Annotated in this window: 15 protein-coding genes; all 15 read right to left on the bottom strand. The window is 60.9% G+C overall.

Annotated features, from left to right (window positions below; all coding sequences use genetic code 11):
• Positions 1 to 109: 109 nt before the first annotated feature.
• The 15 genes from J3P73_RS25360 to J3P73_RS25290 all read right to left on the bottom strand — a co-directional run bounded on the left by J3P73_RS25360 (position 110) and on the right by J3P73_RS25290 (position 17245).
• Complete coding sequence (locus tag J3P73_RS25360) at positions 110 to 1180, bottom strand: ABC transporter ATP-binding protein (RefSeq protein ID WP_024322025.1); 1071 nt, start codon at positions 1178 to 1180, stop codon at positions 110 to 112.
• Between the two features lie 20 nt (positions 1181 to 1200).
• Positions 1201 to 2721 (bottom strand): DUF5060 domain-containing protein, encoded by a 1521-nt coding sequence (locus J3P73_RS25355; RefSeq protein ID WP_130676669.1) that lies wholly within the window; start codon positions 2719 to 2721, stop codon positions 1201 to 1203.
• Positions 2722 to 2755: 34 nt separating this feature from the next.
• Entirely contained in the window at positions 2756 to 3640 is an 885-nt protein-coding gene (locus J3P73_RS25350; RefSeq protein WP_197728889.1) for a carbohydrate ABC transporter permease, read from the bottom strand.
• Positions 3637 to 4536: a carbohydrate ABC transporter permease gene (locus tag J3P73_RS25345; RefSeq protein WP_130687383.1), complete on the bottom strand. Its 900-nt coding sequence runs from the start codon at positions 4534 to 4536 to the stop codon at positions 3637 to 3639. Before J3P73_RS25345 ends, J3P73_RS25350 begins: the two co-directional genes overlap by 4 nt.
• 93 nt (positions 4537 to 4629) lie before the next feature.
• A complete protein-coding gene (locus J3P73_RS25340; RefSeq protein ID WP_024322029.1) occupies positions 4630 to 5883 on the bottom strand; it encodes an ABC transporter substrate-binding protein in 1254 nt (417 codons plus the stop codon).
• 70 nt (positions 5884 to 5953) lie between these two features.
• The gene (dhaL, locus tag J3P73_RS25335; RefSeq protein ID WP_024322030.1) at positions 5954 to 6598 is read right to left on the bottom strand and encodes a dihydroxyacetone kinase subunit DhaL; all 645 of its coding nucleotides are present in this window, start codon (positions 6596 to 6598) and stop codon (positions 5954 to 5956) included.
• A 3-nt stretch (positions 6599 to 6601) separates the two neighbouring features.
• Entirely contained in the window at positions 6602 to 7606 is a 1005-nt protein-coding gene (locus tag J3P73_RS25330; protein WP_024322031.1) for a dihydroxyacetone kinase subunit DhaK, read from the bottom strand.
• Positions 7607 to 7663: 57 nt separating this feature from the next.
• The gene (gene apnL / locus J3P73_RS25325) at positions 7664 to 9547 is read right to left on the bottom strand and encodes a D-apionate lactonase (protein ID WP_130687384.1); all 1884 of its coding nucleotides are present in this window, start codon (positions 9545 to 9547) and stop codon (positions 7664 to 7666) included.
• Entirely contained in the window at positions 9544 to 10578 is a 1035-nt protein-coding gene (locus J3P73_RS25320) for a Gfo/Idh/MocA family protein (RefSeq protein ID WP_027688147.1), read from the bottom strand. Before J3P73_RS25320 ends, apnL begins: the two co-directional genes overlap by 4 nt.
• Before the next feature lies 1 nt (position 10579).
• Positions 10580 to 11644: an ABC transporter permease gene (locus J3P73_RS25315; protein WP_207580025.1), complete on the bottom strand. Its 1065-nt coding sequence runs from the start codon at positions 11642 to 11644 to the stop codon at positions 10580 to 10582.
• The gene (locus J3P73_RS25310; RefSeq protein ID WP_024322034.1) at positions 11641 to 13191 is read right to left on the bottom strand and encodes a sugar ABC transporter ATP-binding protein; all 1551 of its coding nucleotides are present in this window, start codon (positions 13189 to 13191) and stop codon (positions 11641 to 11643) included. Before J3P73_RS25310 ends, J3P73_RS25315 begins: the two co-directional genes overlap by 4 nt.
• Complete coding sequence (locus J3P73_RS25305) at positions 13188 to 13832, bottom strand: DUF2291 family protein (RefSeq protein ID WP_024322035.1); 645 nt, start codon at positions 13830 to 13832, stop codon at positions 13188 to 13190. Before J3P73_RS25305 ends, J3P73_RS25310 begins: the two co-directional genes overlap by 4 nt.
• A 73-nt stretch (positions 13833 to 13905) precedes the next feature.
• Positions 13906 to 14847: a D-ribose ABC transporter substrate-binding protein gene (locus tag J3P73_RS25300; protein WP_024322036.1), complete on the bottom strand. Its 942-nt coding sequence runs from the start codon at positions 14845 to 14847 to the stop codon at positions 13906 to 13908.
• Between the two features lie 100 nt (positions 14848 to 14947).
• On the bottom strand, positions 14948 to 15775 hold the full coding sequence (locus tag J3P73_RS25295; RefSeq protein WP_130673637.1) for a phosphogluconate dehydrogenase C-terminal domain-containing protein: 828 nt from the start codon (positions 15773 to 15775) through the stop codon (positions 14948 to 14950).
• 132 nt (positions 15776 to 15907) lie between these two features.
• Positions 15908 to 17245 carry a four-carbon acid sugar kinase family protein gene (locus J3P73_RS25290; protein WP_029768176.1) on the bottom strand — a complete coding sequence of 446 codons (1338 nt, stop codon included), beginning with the start codon at positions 17243 to 17245 and terminating at the stop codon, positions 15908 to 15910.
• Between the last annotated feature and the right edge of the window lie 2 nt (positions 17246 to 17247).

Raw genomic sequence — 17247 nt, 5'->3', positions numbered from 1 at the left:
TCATCCTCAACCAAAACCGTTTTGGCGAGACTCGAGAGTACAAGTCACCACTTCGTCTGCCAGGGCAAATTCCGGTTCCGCGTTCGACGGATCTGCTGACGCGCCTTATTCAGGCGTTCAGGCGCTGCTGCGTCTGCCGGTCGAAGAAGTGAACCTTGGCCGTTTCGAAAGAAAGCTTCACCGGCTGTTCCGGCACTAGTTCGACACGTTCGCGAACGACCCATGTCAGCTCCCTGCCTTCGAGCTCCACGGCGACATGGGTTTCCGATCCCGTGGGTTCGACCACCTTGACCACGGCATCCACACCGTTTTCGCCACCTAAGGTGATGTCTTCGGGACGAATACCCAGCGTCAACGGTCTGTTGGCGGAATTGGCCGGAGCCCGCGAAAGTGCTACGCGTGATCCACCCGGCAGCGACAATGCGGGGATGCCTGCGCCCTCAAGGGTTCCCTCGAGAAAGTTCATAGCGGGGGAGCCGAGGAAACCTGCGACAAAGATGTTGCGCGGTCGGTCGTAGAGTTCGAGCGGACTGCCGATCTGTTCGACGCGACCGCCGTGGAGCACGACGATCTTGTCAGCCATGGTCATGGCCTCGATCTGGTCGTGGGTGACATAAACGATCGTGGTCTTCAGGCGCTGGTGCAGAGCCTTGATCTCCGCTCTCATCTTCACGCGCAGTTTCGCATCCAGATTGGAGAGCGGTTCGTCGAAGAGAAAGACTTTCGGATCTCGAACGATGGCGCGGCCCATCGCGACGCGCTGCCGCTGTCCGCCCGACAGCTGAGCCGGCTTTCGATCGAGAAGCGGCTGCAATCCGAGAATTGCCGCAGCCTCACCGACCTTCTGTTCGATTTCCGGCCGCTTGACCCCGGCGAGCTCGAGCGCAAATCCCATGTTCTGGGAGACCGTCATCTGCGGGTACAACGCATAGTTCTGGAAGACCATCGCGATATCGCGATCCTTCGGCTGCAGATTGTTCACGACCCGGCCGTCGATGCTGATTTGACCGGCGGTAATATCCTCGAGCCCCGCAATCATGCGCAGCAATGTCGACTTGCCGCAGCCGGAGGGGCCGACGAGAATGGTAAACTCACCATCGGCGATCTCGACGTCGACACCATGAATGATGTCGACCGTGCCGAAGGATTTCTTGACGTTTCTGATGCTCAAGCCAGACATTTCGTACCCCTTGCCATCTTCTAGCGCTTCCTGCGCACGCGCAGCGCCTGATATGGCTTACGCGGAATTTTGACGCCGAAGGCCGCGTCCGGCTTGCCGCCGCGCACGACCGAGCCATGGCGTGTCGGATGTGGAATGGGCGCCTCCACCTTCTCGACCGGCGTGATCGTCATCTCCCATGTGTCGATGAGATCGACATCATAATCGTCGCCGTCGACCGGCAGGCCGGTGGACCAGATCACCGGCTGATGCTCGCCAAAATAGATCAGACGAAAATCGCCGTCGCCGTCGCGGGCGCCCGACACGCGGGACCAGGGCCATTCGCCGATGATGCCGAGCGGCTCGAGGCCGTGCTTGACATCGGCTTCCAGGAGGTCCCGGAGGAAGCCGATGCGTTTCCACGCTTCGCCGCGCAGTTCCCCGCCTTTGGCCCACCAGATCAGGTCCTCGGGATGGGAATAGGTTTCGCCATGGCCGGCATAGCCGCCGCGCGCCATCGTGATCCAGAAGCGGTGCACGAGCTCCTGCGCATTGAGATTGCCCCATGATTGCAGGATGTCACCCTCATATTCCGGCTCGTCGTTGACGACAGGCTTGCCATAGGCATCGCGCCATTCCTGTGTCCGCTTGACGTCAGGGTTTTGAATGCAGGTGTGCGTGACCCACGGCTTGCGATGATCGAAATTCGCAGTCACGTCGCCATTATGGATGGAGCGCAGGTGCTGGTATGGGTCGTTTTCCTCCAGGATGTGGAAGTAGCGATCCCATTGCTCCATCGGCTTCGTATCGATGAGGAAATCATATTCATTGGCAAGCGACCACCAGACGTTCCGGTAGGCGGCGAGACGAGCGGCCAGATATTCGACATAGCGAAAATCCTGTTCGGCCGACATGTCGGCATAGCCCCACCGATCGTAGGGATGGAAGATGATGATATCCGCTTCGATCCCAAGTTGGCAGAGCGCTGCGACCTGCTTCTCGAAGTGCTGGAACGAGGCGGGGCTCGGGCGGTCGAAGTCTTCCTTCCCGTCCGCTCCGCGTTCGAAGCAGGCGTACAGCGGCTCGTTGACGTTATAGGGATAATCCTTCGGGAACACGCCCATCCGGAGCTTGTTGAAGCGGGCCTTCTTGAGGGTTTCGAGGGTCTGCTTCTGCATTTCGAGCGGCTGGTGCGTCCAGGCGTAGCAGGTCGTCCCGAAGGAGAGGAACGGGGTGCCGTCCGCATAGGCGAAGTGGAATTTGTTGCGCACGCGCACCGGGCCGTGATTGCCGGCCGAGGGTCTGGCCGCAATCAGTGCGCCAGTCTTGCCGTCGAGTGCAGCAGTCTTGGAACGCGTCAGAAACGACCATTCGCCTTCGATGTCCGGCATGAAGCGGATACGGTAGGTCCCGTTGCCGTCATAAAAGCCCGGCACGCGGACTTCGCGGCTCTTATGGGTGAACACGGCATCGAATGCCACGTCGAGATAGGGATTGCCGCCGGAGGGTCCATCAAAGGAGGCCTCGAACACGCCCCATTTTTCGACTGTTGCATCAGACATAGAATATTCTCCTCATGGAATAGCTTTGTGGTCGCTAGCCTTTGACAGCACCGGAGGTCAGGCCAGAGACGAAGTAACGCTGGAACATGAGATAAACGATCGTCGCCGGCAGGACGGTCATCACGATGGCCGCATTGAGCTGGCCGTAATTGCTGGAGAACTGCCCCTGAAACGACATCAGGCCGAGCGGCAAGGTCCACATGTGCTGATCCTGGAGCAGCACCAGCGCCATGGCGAATTCGTTCCAGGTGGAAACGAAGTCGAGGATGAGCAGTGCGGCGAGCACGGGCAGGCACACAGGCAGAAATATCCGCCTGAAGATGACGAAGTGGCTCGCACCGTCGATCAGCGCTGCTTCCGACAGCTCCTTGGGAATGCTCTTGAAGAAGCCATGCAGGATGAAAACCTGATAGGGAACGCCGAAGGCGATGTAGGGAAGGATGACGCCGGGGTAGGTGTCGATGAGGCCGAGTGAATTCACCAGGGTAAAGAGCGGCGCAAGCATCACCTGGAAGGGGATCATCGTGCCGAACACGACGAGCAGCAGCAGGGCCTTGGTGATCTTCAGCTTGATCTTGGCAAGGGCATAGGCGGCCATCGCCGAAAGGAACAGCCCGAGCGGCACCTTGATGACCGTTATGATGACGCTGTTGAAGAAGGAGCTTGCGAAGTTGCCGCGGCTCCATGCAGCGCTGTAGTTTTCGAAAGCGAGGTCGGTTGGCGGCACGAAGGCGCCGGTGCCTGTCACAGCCGCCGGCGTCTTCAACGAGGTGAAGACGATGAAGACGAACGGCGCGACCCAGACGAGCGCCACGATAACAAGCGTGATCCAGAGGCCGATCAGAATGGGATCCCGCTTCATCGACGATGGTTCGACCTGCAAATGCACCGCGGTCTGGTCGGTCGGCACTGCTGTCACGATTCAACCTCCTCGTGCTTCTGGGTCCATTTGAGATAGGGAATGACGACGGCCATGGTGATCAGCAGCAGCACGACCGAAATCGCCGCTCCCCGTCCGAAATCGAAGATCTGCATGGCCTGCGTGAACGCCCAGAGCGCCAGCATCTGGGTAGATTGCGCCGGACCGCCGCCCGTCAGGCCATAGACGATGTCGAAAGCCTTCAGGGACGAGATGACGGAAAGAACGAGGACGATCGTGATTGTCGGGCGCAATGCCGGCAATGTCACATGCTTGAACACCTTCCAGCGGCCGGCGCCATCGATGCGGGCGGCCTCTACGAGTGTCTGAGAGACGTTCTGCAGGCCCGCCAGGAACAGGACCATCGAGAAGCCGACTGTCTGCCAGAGATAGGCGACGAAGACGGAATAAAGGGCGATATCCCTGTTGCCCAGCCAGTCCTTGATCCAGCCCTGCATGCCCCACGAGGTGAGCAACTGGCTGAAAAGACCGAAGAATGGGTCGTACATCCATTTCCACATGGTGGCGACGGCAATCGGCGCGATGATGACTGGCAGATAGAAGATGGCCCTGAGGCCATTGCGGCCGAATATCTTCTGGTTGAGGCTGAGCGCCAGCAGCAGTCCGACCATCGGGGGGAAGATCAGGCTCATCACGGTCCAGATCACGGTATTGCGGAAGGCCACCCAGAAGACCGGATCTTTGGTGAAAATCGCCGAATAGTTCGCAACGCCGACAAATTGCCGATTGGGATCGAGCCCGTTCCACTTCTGGAAGCTCAGGATGACGACATTGAGCATCGGATAGAGGGCGAAGACGGCATAGATTGCCAGGGCCGGCACGAGCAGGATGAGCGCTTGCACGCGCGGATCATGTGACGATTGTCGAAGTGACATGTTTTCCTCCTGGCGGTGCATTTGCTGCCAGCTCACGAAAGAATGTGCCAGCCGCACGACCCTGAGGTCGATCGGCTGGCGCCTCGGGAGGAATCAGGTTCTGCTGGCGATGAAGCTCTGCAGCTGCTTGGCCGCCTCGGCCGGCTCGGTGCTACCGGAAGCGACGTCATTGATAACGCGGAAATATTCCGTCGTGACATCGAGCGGGAACGCCTGGTCGCCGTTCATGTAGACCTTGCCGTATTTCTGGAAGATCCCCAGCCATTCCGCTTCGAGCGGCTTCTGGTTGGCATATTGTACGTTCTTGTTGACGGAGGTCGAGCTCAGCTGGCCGAGCAGGTCCTGCTGCACCTTCGTCGAGAGGAAATAGTCGAGAAACTTCGCCGCTACGTCAGGGCTCTTGCTCTTGGTGCTGATGTAATTGTACTCGGCAAAGCCATAGAGCCGGTCGGTGTTGGTCGGGAAGGGGAAAATGCCGTAGTCATCGAGATTGGCACCGGAGCCGTCGAGCTGGCTAACCAGCCAGTCGCCTTCGAGCATCATCGCCGCACGACCGGCGGTGAAGAGGCTGTAGGACTGTTTGTTGTCGATGCCCATGAATGGCTGCAGCGTATAGTCCTTCGTCCACTTGGCGAACTCCGCAAAGGATTCCGTCGCGCAGGGTTCCTTGGTCCAGTCCAGCGTCATCGCCTTCAGCGCATCGTGCTTTTCAGCACCGCACTTCGTTTCGAGGATGACGTCCATGAGGCGCATGACGTGCCAGTTGACCGTGCCGCCGAAGGTGAAGGCCGGAATGCCTGCAGCCTTCAGCTTATCGGCTGCGGCAAGGAATTCCTCGTAGGTCTTCGGCTCTTCCTTGATGCCGGCCTGTTCGAAAAGCTTCTTGTTGTAGTAGACGGCCTCACCCTTGAAGGTGAAGGGGACACCGTGCTTGCCGCCGGGATAAAGGTCGGCAAAAGCCGCTGCCGAGGGCAGCAATTCGTCGTTCCACTTATACTCGGCATAGTACTTGTCGAGCGGCAGGGACAGGCCGGCCTTCACATATTCGCCGCCGAGGCCGAGGCCCGCCCAGCTGAAGTAAATGTCTGGCCCCTTGTCGGAGCCTGCAGCGACACGCAGGGCGGTCTTGTGCTCGTCGACGGCGCGCTGGACGATCTCGACATGCGTTCCAGGATTTGCGGCTTCGAAATCTGTCGCCACCTTTTTCAGGGCCGTATTGGCGGCATTATTGTCGAAGTTGAGGGTCCAGAGTGTGATGTCTTCAGCAAGAACCGGCGTTGCCGATAGCGACGCCATGGCGATCGCAACGAGGCTCGCAGTCTTCAATTTCGCGGAAAGGGTCAGCATTACCGTCCTCCTCTTGTAAGCCGGGCCCCTTGTTGCAGATAGTCATCGACATGTCAACTGGTATGACGAGCTAACCATTGCGACGTTGAGCAAATTTGGCCATGGCGGCGATGATGATGACGGCGGACGCGGCGCCGGGATCGATGTGCCCGATCACGCGGCTCCCCAATCGCGAAGCCCGTCCCTTGGCCGCCGTCATATTGCTGGTCGCTTCACAGCCTGCCCGCGCTGCCCTCTCCGCTGCCTCGAAACATTGGGGGAGGGGCTTTCCCGACTGCCAGGCATCGAGTGCCGCGTCAGCCGCGGGCTTCCAGGCGTCAACCATCGTCTTTTCCCCGGGTTCGGCTTTTCCGCGTTCCTGGATTCCCTGTGCCATTGCCGCAAAGACGCTGAGGAAGTCGTCATCGCTCAATGTCTGCTTGTCTTTGGCGGCGGCTCCGGCGCGCATCAAGGCCGTGGCATATAACGGGCCGGACGAAGCGCCGACCGCATTCAGGAATGCCTTTGCCGCGACGTTGAATGCGGTTGTCGGGGCAATTCCGGCGGCAAGTTCGCCGACCGCTTTCGCCGCGGCCTGGCAGCCTGCATCCATGGCAAGGCCGTGATCCCCATCGCCGATGGCGCCGTCCAACGCGCAGAGATGGTCGCTCTCTGCCGCAATATCCTCGGCAATCCCAGCAAACATGCGCTGCAGGTCTTCGGTCGTAAACGTCATCGATTACCTCGCAAACATCGCGCAATCACAGGGGTGGTCGATCAATCGCTGAAGCTCGTCGTCAAGATGCATGACCGTGATCGACGCGCCGGCCATTTCGAGCGAGGTGCAGTAATTCCCAACGAGCGACGTATGGAGGATGAGCCCGGCATCGTCGAGCCGGGACTTCACGCGCCGCATCATGATGTAGAGTTCCATCATCGGGGTCGAACCCAGCGAATTTACGAGCACGGCGACACGATCGCCCCGGTCTGCTTTCATTTCGCGAAGAATGCTGTCCAGGAGTTCGTCGGTCACCGCGTCGGCCGGCCTCAGCGGCTCGCGCGCCACGCCAGGCTCCCCATGGATGCCCATTCCGATCTCCATCTCGCCTTCGCCGATCAGGAAGTTCGGCCGGAGGGTCTGGGGCAGCGAACAGGGGGAAAGCGCGACACCCATCGTATAAGTTCGCGCATTGGCATGGCGGGCGACACGCTCGACATCGTCAAAGGAATAGAGAAGATCGCAGGCTGCGCCGGCGGCCTTGAAGATGAAGACGTTGCCCGCCACGCCCCGCCGCCTGTCCCGCTGATCGGGAGGAGCAGACGCCACGTCATCCGTGGTCAGGACGGTTCGTACCTCGATCTCGTCAAGCGCAAGCATCTCGGCAGCCATGTCGAAGTTCATCACGTCGCCGGCATAATTGCCATACATGAACAGGACACCGGCGCCGCCGTCGACCGCCATGGCGCAGGCGACAATCGGATCGGGCGGCGGCGACGCGAAGACGTTGCCGATTGCGGCGGCGTCCGCCAGCCCCTTGCCGACAAAGCCCAGAAATGTCGGTTCGTGCCCGGATCCACCACCGATGACCAGTCCGACCTTGCCCTTGCGTGGCCCGTTTCTGGCAATGATCGCGCGGGGCATGTCCTCTACCGCGTAGAGATGGCGCGGATGCGCCGCCAGGATCCCCTGCAGCATCTCATCGACGGCATCCGCACCGGCATTGATAAGTTTCTTCGTCTTCACATCGATCCTCCCGAGAGCCGAGTTCCGATCGCATAGATGCAGTTGCACCGCTGGAGGTCAATCCGCCAGCGCGTCGTGCTCCAGCGGCAAGACGGCGACAGCCAATGGGGCAAGCAGCAGATCCCCGCTTGAGTCTTTCCCGGTCGGCCCGCATGCGCCGCAATCGACCTTTCGTTCTTCGCTCGTCAGATTGACGATGTAAAGCCTGGCGCCTGTAGCATCCCTTGCAACGAAAGACAGGACCTCGGAGGGAGAGGAGGAGACGCATTCCCGCCAGGTTGCACCAGCCAATTGACACAGTGTCCGGACAGTGTCGAACAGCGGACGACGTCCACCCTGTTCGGTCGGTTCCCCCGAACCGGCGATCAGACCGAACGGACCTGATAAGGCTGATAGCGTCAGGCATTCCAGATCGGCACCCAGCACTCGTATCGCATAACCGAGCGCGAAGGCCTGTCCGAAGCGTGCATTGTGGCGCGGGTCGCGATTGGCCATGGGGATGCGCCCGCCAGCCGGATTGTCCATCGTGCGGCTACCATAGGGGTTCTGCCGCATCGGGATCGTCGATGGGCCGATCCGGTAGGGTTTGTCGCCATAAATCGCCCGAACGGATCGCGTGATGAAGGGCAGCGCTTCCAATGTCTGCATGACACTGAGGTCGTCGGCCGCATGCACGATCGGATTGGTGCAGTGGCTGACGAAGTCGAGCTGTCCATCGGGTACGCGCTTCCGGTTGAGCTCGGTGAAATAGCTCAGCATGCCGCCGCCGATGCGAATGCCGGGAAAGGCGGCGTGGGCGGCAGCATAGACCTCATCCAGGGGCGGGCAATCCGGCCATTTGCTGCCGGGCGGCGTCGACTGCCGGTCGACGGATGGCGATATCATGATCGCATCCGGCCTGAATTCCGCCAGCCGCATCTGGCGGGCAATCTCGGCCGCCTCGCTTGACGGGGACGACCTGGAGGGAAGGGCGATCTCCAGCATCGAGCGGCCGCGATGGGCCGCGGCGATCGCAGCAAACCGCCTGAGCGCTTCGACGTCGTGCCCGGCACCGGGGTCGAAATGGAAGAGGAGTTCCTGGGGAGCAATCTCCGACAGAACGGACTTTGCCGACAGTGTCGCATCGGCCTCCTCGGGTGTAACGATCACGCCGATATCAGGCATGGTGCCGGTGCGCGCACCGAGTTCGAGTTTTATGGCGCCGCTTGACACCCCAGCTGGAGGATGCCGTGTCGCACCGCTGATATCCCTGATAACAAGCGACGTCTTTTGTCGAATGGGCTGATTGGCGGCAATCTGGTAGGGCCAGGGCAGAGCGAGCGGTCTGACATAGGTCTTATAGGATGCGTCCGACCAGTTCCTTTGATCTTCCATTTCAAAGGTGTCGCCCTCCATCCGGCATTCCGCCTGAACGCCAGGCATGACCGCGTGGGTGATGGCGCGCATCTCCTTGAACGGCTGCCAGGGCTCGATGACATCGGGAAACCGTGTCGCCACGATCTGTCCGTCGACATGCTCGACCGTCGCCGGTGAACCCGCCACAATGACAATCGGATGCAGGATGCAGAAACCGCAGCGGTTGGTCTCGAAGCCGGTTGGCGCGATAGCTTCGGCCTCGAAGTCGAGCCGATCCGGGCTTCCGACGATGCGAACATCGATGATGAGCTTCGTATCATCCGGTCCCTCGCAGCGGGCGAGATAGGCGACCTCGAAACGATCGTCACTCTGCTCGATCCGGAGATCGGCGATATCAGGGCTGTACGTCCCCCAGTCCCGGTCGCGGACAAGATAGGAAATCGCCCTCAGCACCTCGGTTCCATCGTAGCGGATGGTGCGGAGGTTGCCGTTGGCGAGATCGGCTTCCAATTTTCCGGCTCTCAGGCGAACCGGTGGCGGATCGACGAGATGGGTGCCGTAGAGCTTGAACGCATCGATCGTCATCGCAGCATCGCTCCGACATCGATCGTCTGTCCCCCGGCAGCACTGTCATAGGCGGCCTCGACCAGGGCAAAGGTCTTCAGATTGTCCACCCCTGACGTCGAATGTTCGGCGCCGCGCTCCAACTGGTCGACCCAATGCTGCTGGATCGCATAGACGCTCTCCTGGATATTGTGCCAGGGCCGCGAGGCCCATGACAGCAGCTTCGGCGATACGTCAGTGGTGGTGGTGCCCTTGACGTTGGTAATTTCGAGGCCGTAACCCTGGGTCAGGCGGATCGTGCCCTCAGAACCGTCGAGCTCGATCAAAGTCTCGGGGAACGGCTCCCTGGAAAGCCTGGTGGCGTAGCTGACGTCGACGACGGACGTGGCGCCGTTTTCATGATCGAGCAGAATGGTCGCGACATCCTCGCCCTTGATGGCGGGATTGACCCGCTTGGTGCGGGCCGTGAGCGATCGAACGTCGCCTAGGATATAGCGGGCGATATCGAGCGTATGGATGCCGAGGTCTTCAATGATGAACCGCTTGCCCTCGGCCAGATAGGGTTGGCCCGAGAAGACGTCGTAGGCCGAACGGAAGGAGAAGCGGCCCCAGAAGGGCGTGCCGATGGCATCCGCCTCCAGCGCTTTGCGCACGGCCTGGATCGGCGTCTGCCAGCGAAAGTTCTCGTGCACCATCAGGGGGATGCCGGCATTGCGACACGCCTCGACCATCGCCTTCGCGTCCGACAAGGTCTTGGCGAACGGCTTCTGGCAGATGGCCGGCACCTTGTTCCGAGCCGCCATTTCGACGAGAAAGCGATGGCTTTGGACTGTTGTGGCAATGTCGACGAAATCAAAACCGCCATCGGCAAACAAAGCCTCGGCATCGCCATAGCGGCGATCGATGCCGAACTGATCGCCGACGATCTTCAGCCGCTCCGGGTCGCGGTCGCAGATCGCGACGATGCCGGCACCTCGAACATCGTTCCAGGCATGCAGCTGGTTGACCGCAAAGAAACCGCAACCGATCAAAGCCCCTTTCAATACCGTCATCTCAACCTGCCTTTGCCATCTGCATGAGGGTAACGCGCTGCTGCAGGCGGCGTTGCGCCTGGTCGACGACGACGGCAATGATGATGACGAGGCCCTTGATGACCATCTGCCAGAAAGAGGAAACGCCCATCATCACCAATCCGTCGGAGAGGATGCCGATGACGAAGGCGCCAATGATCGTGCCGCCGATCGTGCCGCGGCCGCCCGACATAGAGGTGCCGCCGAGCACGGCGGCGGCGATCGCATTGAGTTCGAAGCTTTCGCCGGTGGCCGGATGGGCTGCCATCAGTTCGGAGGAGATGACGACGCCGACGATGGCGGCGCACAGTCCGGAGAACATATAGACGAAGATCTTTACGACATCGACCCGGATACCGGACATGCGCGCGGCCCGCTCATTGCCGCCGACGGCGAAGATGTGACGACCGATCGGTGTCGAGCGGGCGACATAGGCCGCCAGCAGGGCAAGCACGATCAGAATCCAGATCGACACCGGCAGGCCGAGAATGCGCCCCGCGCCGAAGAAATCGAAGCCGGTCGTCGCGTATTCCGGCCGGCCGACAAGGTTCGGAAACGTCTGGCCGTCCGATGACAGCAAAGCGAGACCGCGGGCGACATAGAGCGTGCCGAGCGTGGCGATGAAGGGCGCGACGTTGAGCTTGGTGATCAGCAGACCGTTGATCAGACCGATGAGCAGGCCGATCGACAGGGTGATCAGCACGATCTCGAACAGGTTGAAAAAGATCGTGTAGCCGATCGGCAATTCGATGCCGTAAAGGATCAGGCCGCCGGCGACCATGCCGCAAAGCCCGACGATCGATCCGACCGAGAGATCGATGCCGCCGGTGATGATGACGAAGGTCATGCCCATCGCCAGGAAGGCGTTCAGCGCCACATGCTTCGACATCAGGATCATGTTCGCCGTCGAGGTGAAGTTCGGTGCGAAGATCGCAAAGAAGATGATGACGGCAAATAGCGCGATGAACGTCCTGAGCTTCATCAGCGTCAGAAGCGCCGAGCCGTTGGCGCCCTTCGGCGCGAGAGTGGTTGACGTAGCCGCCATCATGACGCGAGTTTCCCTTGATGTCCGTGTCCCTTGGCCGAAGCCGCAATTATGGCTTCTTCCGTGGCCTCGTTCCGGTCGAAGACGGCGACCAGTTGGCCGTTGCTCAAAACCGCGATGCGATCGGAAAGCGCCATGACCTCCTCGAGGTCGGAAGTCGAAAACAGAATAGCGAGCCCGTTTGCCGCCAGCCGCCGCATAGTGCGGAAGACGTCGGCCTTGGCGCCGACATCGATGCCGCGGCTCGGCTCGTCCATCAGAAGCACCTTCGGATTGGTCATCAATGCCTTACCGATGACGACCTTCTGCTGATTGCCGCCGGACATCGAGGTCACCTCGAAATCCGGGTTCGGCGCCTTGATAGAGAGGTCGCGGATCGCATCGCGAATAGCATTCTTCTCCGCGCCTCTGTCGATATGGAAGAGCCGGGTGAAGCGGCTAAGGCTCGCCAGCGTCAGGTTCGAGGCGATGGAAAGCACCGGGACCAGACCTTCGCGCTGCCGGTCTTCCGGAATGAGCGCAAGGCCGCGACGGATGCGCCGCGTGGTGTCGCGGGCGCGAACCTGCTTGCCGTCGATGAAGATCTTGCCGGTCGAGTGTGTGTGACGGCCGATGACGCATTCGAAGAATTCGCTGCGCCCGGCGCCCATCAGGCCGTAGATGCCGAGGATTTCGCCTGCCTTGACCGACAGGGAGACATTGTTGACCGAAAGCCCGCCTGTCGGCCGCGGCAGGCTGATATTTTCGGCGCGAAAGACCTCAGCTCCGACGGCGTGGTCCACGGATTTTGCAAAATCCTTGGCATCCGAGCCGATCATGGAGCGCACGATCCAGCGCGTGTCGATGTCGCGCACCATTGCCTCGCCGGTGACCTGGCCGTCACGCAGCACGGTGATGTAGTCGCCGATCCGCATCAGCTCCTCGAGCCGGTGCGAGATATAGACGATCGCCACACCTTGGGCTTTCAGTTCCGCGATCACCTTGAACAGGATCTCGACTTCGGCCGCCGAAAGCGCCGACGTCGGCTCGTCCATGATCAGGATGCGGGCATTCAACGACATCGCCTTGGCGATCTCGACGAGCTGCTGCTGGCCGATTGGCAAATCCTCGACCATCGTTTCGGCCTCAATGCCGGCATCCAGACGCTTCAAAAACGCATTGGCCTTTTGCACCTGTGCCTTGTGATCGATACCGAGGATGCCGCGCGTGATCTCGCGCCTGGCGAAGATGTTCTCGGCAACCGACATGTTGGCGAAGAGATTGAGCTCCTGAAAGATCATGCCGATGCCGTGCGCCTGCGCATCGGCAGGGCTGTCGAAGGATACGGGCTTGCCGTCCAGGATGATGCGGCCGAGCGTCGGACGCTCGACGCCGGCGATGATCTTCATCAGCGTCGACTTGCCTGCACCGTTTTCGCCGACGAGGACGTTCACCGCGCCACGGCGCAGCTCGAGATTGGCGCGCTTGACGGCGACGATACCCGAATAGACCTTCGACACCTCGTCGAGGCGCAGGATAATGTCGTCCTTTTGTGCCTCTCCTGTGGTCATGGGCCGACCTTCAGTTCCGAAGGTGTTACGAGCGGAAGCTCGCCGCTCTTCGGCAGCGGAAAGGCGCCGATCGCGGTCACCGTCTTGCCGACCAGGCCTTCGCGCGGGACGGCGGACAGAAAAGCCGTATTGGCCTTCTCGTTGAAGGCCTTGCCGAATTGCGCCCACTCGATCTGGTTCTTGAATTCATTGAAATTGACGAAATCCAGCGTGTCGCGCAGCGCCGTGCCGCGCAGCGCCGGCCCGATCTGCACCTTGGCATCGGCCTTGCCGTCGCCATCGGCGTCGACATCGAGCGTTGCCGCGCGCGACGCCGTATCGGCCGCAACGACCTTGCCGGTGATCTTCACCGCATAGGTCCATGGCGAGCTGCTCTGCTTGCGGGGATTGCCGTATTTCTCGCCGGCGGCGTCGGGGCTGGAGGCGGAAAGCTGCATGACGTCCTTCAGGTCGCCGGCGCGCTTTTCAAAATAGGGCACTGCCTCGGACTGCCAGATCGCCTCGACCTTTGCATTCGGGTCGAAGGCGGTCTTTGCCGCTGCCGCAGCCTTTTCCTCAGCCGTCGGCGTCTTGATGATCTTGCAACCGGGCAAGGCTGCCGCCACGACGGCAGCGAGCAGAGCGCCCTTCATTCTCAACATGCAGTAAACCTCGACGTCTTGCGAAATGCATTGCAGAGGGCACAGCGCTGCGCCCTCTGCAATTCGCGGCTGATCAGTTCGTCAGGGCGAAGGTCTCTAGCTTGCCGGCATTGTCAGCATTGACGAGGACGCAATCCATCAACTGCTTCTCTTCCTTCGGGGTCATCTTGTTCTTGATGTAGGCGTCTGCCTGTTCCACTGCCAGCTGAGCCTGCGCATAGGCGGGCTGCAGGACTGTTGCCTTGATGCCGCCCGACTTGATGGAGTCGCGCACGTCGTTGGAACCGTCGAAGCCGACGACGATCACGTCCTTGCGGCCGGCAGCCTGCAGCGCTGCGATCGCGCCCATGGCCATGGTGTCATTCCCTGAAATGACGCCCTTGATGTCGGGATTTGCCTGGAGGATGGTTTCCATCTTCGAATAGGCTTCCGTCTGGCTCCAATTGGCCGACTGCTTGGCGACGGACTTCAGGTCCGGATAGTCGTCGATGACGTCGTGATAGCCTTGCGAGCGGATACCGGCATTGGTGTCGGACTCCTTGCCCACCAGCTCGACGTAATTGCCTTTCTCGCCCATCAGCTTGACGAATTCCTGCGCCCCGAGCTGGGCGCCCTGGTAGTTGTTCGAGACGATCTGGGCGACGGCAACGCCCGTGGCGTTGATTTCGCGGTCGATCAGGAAGGAGGGAATGCCAGCATCCTTTGCCTTCTTGACGGCCGCGACGGAGGCGTCGGCTCCGGCATTGTCGAGGATGATCGCCTTGGCGCCGCGCCCGATCGCCGTGTCGATCATTTCGGACTGTTTGTTGGCGTCGTCGTCATGCGTCATGAGCAACGTCTCGTAGCCGAGTTCCTTCGCCTTGGCTTCGGCGCCGACGGCTTCGGCCTTGAAGAAGGGATTGTCATGCGCCGGCGTGATGATGGCGATGAGGTCGGCCGAAAAGGCCGGAAGAGCCGTTCCGAGCGCCAATGCGCCGGCAAAAGCTGCAAGTGTCAGTCTGCGCGTCAGTTTCATATTTTCCTCCCTGTTGTGAATGAAGCCCCTTCTCCCTGGGGCGGCTAGACCCCGTCTCCCCGGGGCAGTTGAGGGGGAGGGCTTACCTCCCCAGGCCGGTTCAGGTGATGCGCCGGATGCTTTCGGCGATCTCCTGCGGTTCGAATACTTTTTTCCAGTCGTCGCGCATCAGCGCCGGGATGCCGAACTCGATCGCCTTGTTGCAGGCATCCGAGAACACGCCGTCGACTTCCCTGAAGATGACCGCGCCGAGCACGTTCATATGGCCGAGCAGGAAGTCGCGGGCGGCCTGTTCCGGCACGCCGCGTGCCACGCATTCGTCCATGGCCTGTCGCATGACGACGAGCAGCGATGCGCAGACGGTTTCCGACAAGCCCGGTTCGAGCATGGCAAGCTGGTCGACTGTGACCCGATGCGAGCGCATGACCGGCGCCCAGATCAGCTTGGCGATTTCCTCACCAAGCGCATAAGCGCTTTCCGGGCCCTGCATCAGCGCCGAGACGATATGCTGCTTGGCGAAGAGGCCGCCGAAGTGGTCCTTTTTCGCCTGCATGTCCGTCTCGTCGTTGAAGATCGGCGGATGGCAGGGATGGGTGACGAAATAGGTAAGATCATCGCGCTTCGGCAGGTGGCCGGCAAAGGGAGCCGCAGCGTCCAGCGCGATCACCATGGTGCCTGATGGGAGCTTGTCGACAATGCCTGCCGCGACCTTGCCGATGGCCGTGTCCGGCACGGCAAGGATCACCACCTCAGCGCCGTCGAGTCCGATATCGACGGGCACGCAATCGACACCGAGATCATTCTTCAAACGGGCCTTGCCTGCGTCGCTCACCTCGACATGGCGGACCTCGAAACGCGAGCCTTTGAGATTTTTGGCAAGCCGGTATCCCATTTTCCCGCCTGCGCCGAAGAGGGCAATCTTAGTCATGTTTCCTCACCTTTTCCCGTTCTCGATAGGATCATATACTGGTATGATGAGTCAATCACCATATCACTAGTTAATTTGTTGGAGTCACGTTTTTCTGCGATCGCACGTTTCGGCCGATGCCGAAGGAAACCATCAGCGCTTCCTTCCCTCACGGATCTGGACGAAATAGCCGTCCGTCCCGACCTGGCCGCCTTTGAGCGCGATCTGCAGGCCGTTGGTCGGCTGATAGTCGCCATGCGCAAGGCAAAGCGGAGAACCAGGCGTCTGCGGCAGCGGAAGAAGCGTCGTCAGCGCGTCGATCTTCAACTGCCTGAGCGCATGACTTGATGTGTCGCCGCCGGCGACGACGGCACGTGAAAGCCCTTCGTTCTCGATCAGGCGGCGCAAGATCGTGCCGAGCGCGCTGCCGAGCCGGTGACGAGCGCCCGGAAGCCTGTCGATGTCGGCGCCGCGGTCGGCAGACGGACCAAGCGCGGTGTAGAGAATGACGCTCTTGCCTTGCCTGAGCTTCTGGGTGCCTGCCTCAACCGCTGCATCCACCGTCTGTTCGCCATTCTCCGAGACCAGTGCAAGCGGATCGAGCGCGATACTCTCGAAGCCGCTCTCGACAGCCGTTCGGATCTGGCGCTCGGTCGTCGGCGATACGCTGCCTGACACGACGGCGAGGCGGTCGACCGGGCCGATATCAGGAAACTCGGCGCCGCTGTTGCCGATGAAACCGCTCCGCCGCCATGCGCTAAGCAGGGCATATTCGACACCCGAGGAGCCGGCGACAAAACTTCCGGAGCGGCCAGTGACACGAAGCAGCTGCCGACCGGCAACCTCCTGCGTCGCCTCGGAGTCGACATCGATGAGCAGGATCCCTTCTGAAGCCGACGCCAGTTCGTCGATCCGCGCATCGGCGTCCGTCGCGGTGATGGCGACAAGATCGGCGACCAGGACGGGAAGCCGGGTCTGCTTCGACAGGTGGATCGCAAGGTCCGCCTCGTCCATCGGGGTGACCGGATGGCGGCTCATGACGGGATGGCGATCGATGCGAAAGACCCGGCCCTGGTAAGCGGCAAAGAGGTTGCCGAAAGCCGTGTAGCGCTTCAATTGCGGCGCGCCGACGATGACGGGCACGATGGATTGCCCGAACACCGTGCGGCCGATTTCGATCGCCTTGCCGATATTGCCGATCTCGGGACTGGAATCGAAGGTCGAGCAGACCTTGTAGTGGCAGATATCAGCGCCGAGCGAATTCAGCCATTCGAAAGCGCGCGTAAGGTGCTCTCCCATCCATGCGGGCGTCTCGCTACGGCTTGTCCCGGCAATGCCGATTGCCCGGCAATCCCTGAAGCGCGCGAGCAGTTCCGGCGTTGGAACGTCGAGGAAGAGCACGGTCGAGACACCGTTCGAGGCCAGAGCCTCCATGACATCGGTGGAGCCGGTGAAGTCGTCCCCGTAATAGCTGACGAGAGGTTCATCCATCG

This window comes from Rhizobium ruizarguesonis (assembly GCF_017357285.1).
GTDB classification, from domain to species: Bacteria; Pseudomonadota; Alphaproteobacteria; order Rhizobiales; family Rhizobiaceae; genus Rhizobium; species Rhizobium ruizarguesonis.
Note: the sequence above shows the minus strand (reverse complement) of the source record. Positions and strands in the feature narration are given on the sequence as shown.

Bases quoted from the DNA above. Each gene is read 5' to 3' on its own strand.
- J3P73_RS25290 (WP_029768176.1), bottom strand. From the start codon at position 17,245: ATGGATGAACCTCTCGTCAGCTATTACGGGGACGACTTCACCGGCTCC.
- J3P73_RS25340 (WP_024322029.1), bottom strand. From the start codon at position 5,883: ATGCTGACCCTTTCCGCGAAATTGAAGACTGCGAGCCTCGTTGCGATC.
- dhaL (WP_024322030.1), bottom strand. From the start codon at position 6,598: ATGACGTTTACGACCGAAGACCTGCAGCGCATGTTTGCTGGGATTGCC.
- J3P73_RS25315 (WP_207580025.1), bottom strand. From the start codon at position 11,644: ATGATGGCGGCTACGTCAACCACTCTCGCGCCGAAGGGCGCCAACGGC.
- J3P73_RS25305 (WP_024322035.1), bottom strand. From the start codon at position 13,832: ATGTTGAGAATGAAGGGCGCTCTGCTCGCTGCCGTCGTGGCGGCAGCC.
- J3P73_RS25295 (WP_130673637.1), bottom strand. From the start codon at position 15,775: ATGACTAAGATTGCCCTCTTCGGCGCAGGCGGGAAAATGGGATACCGG.
- J3P73_RS25300 (WP_024322036.1), bottom strand. From the start codon at position 14,847: ATGAAACTGACGCGCAGACTGACACTTGCAGCTTTTGCCGGCGCATTG.
- J3P73_RS25355 (WP_130676669.1), bottom strand. From the start codon at position 2,721: ATGTCTGATGCAACAGTCGAAAAATGGGGCGTGTTCGAGGCCTCCTTT.
- J3P73_RS25345 (WP_130687383.1), bottom strand. From the start codon at position 4,536: ATGTCACTTCGACAATCGTCACATGATCCGCGCGTGCAAGCGCTCATC.
- J3P73_RS25360 (WP_024322025.1), bottom strand. From the start codon at position 1,180: ATGTCTGGCTTGAGCATCAGAAACGTCAAGAAATCCTTCGGCACGGTC.
- J3P73_RS25310 (WP_024322034.1), bottom strand. From the start codon at position 13,191: ATGACCACAGGAGAGGCACAAAAGGACGACATTATCCTGCGCCTCGAC.
- J3P73_RS25320 (WP_027688147.1), bottom strand. From the start codon at position 10,578: ATGACGGTATTGAAAGGGGCTTTGATCGGTTGCGGTTTCTTTGCGGTC.
- apnL (WP_130687384.1), bottom strand. From the start codon at position 9,547: ATGACGATCGATGCGTTCAAGCTCTACGGCACCCATCTCGTCGATCCG.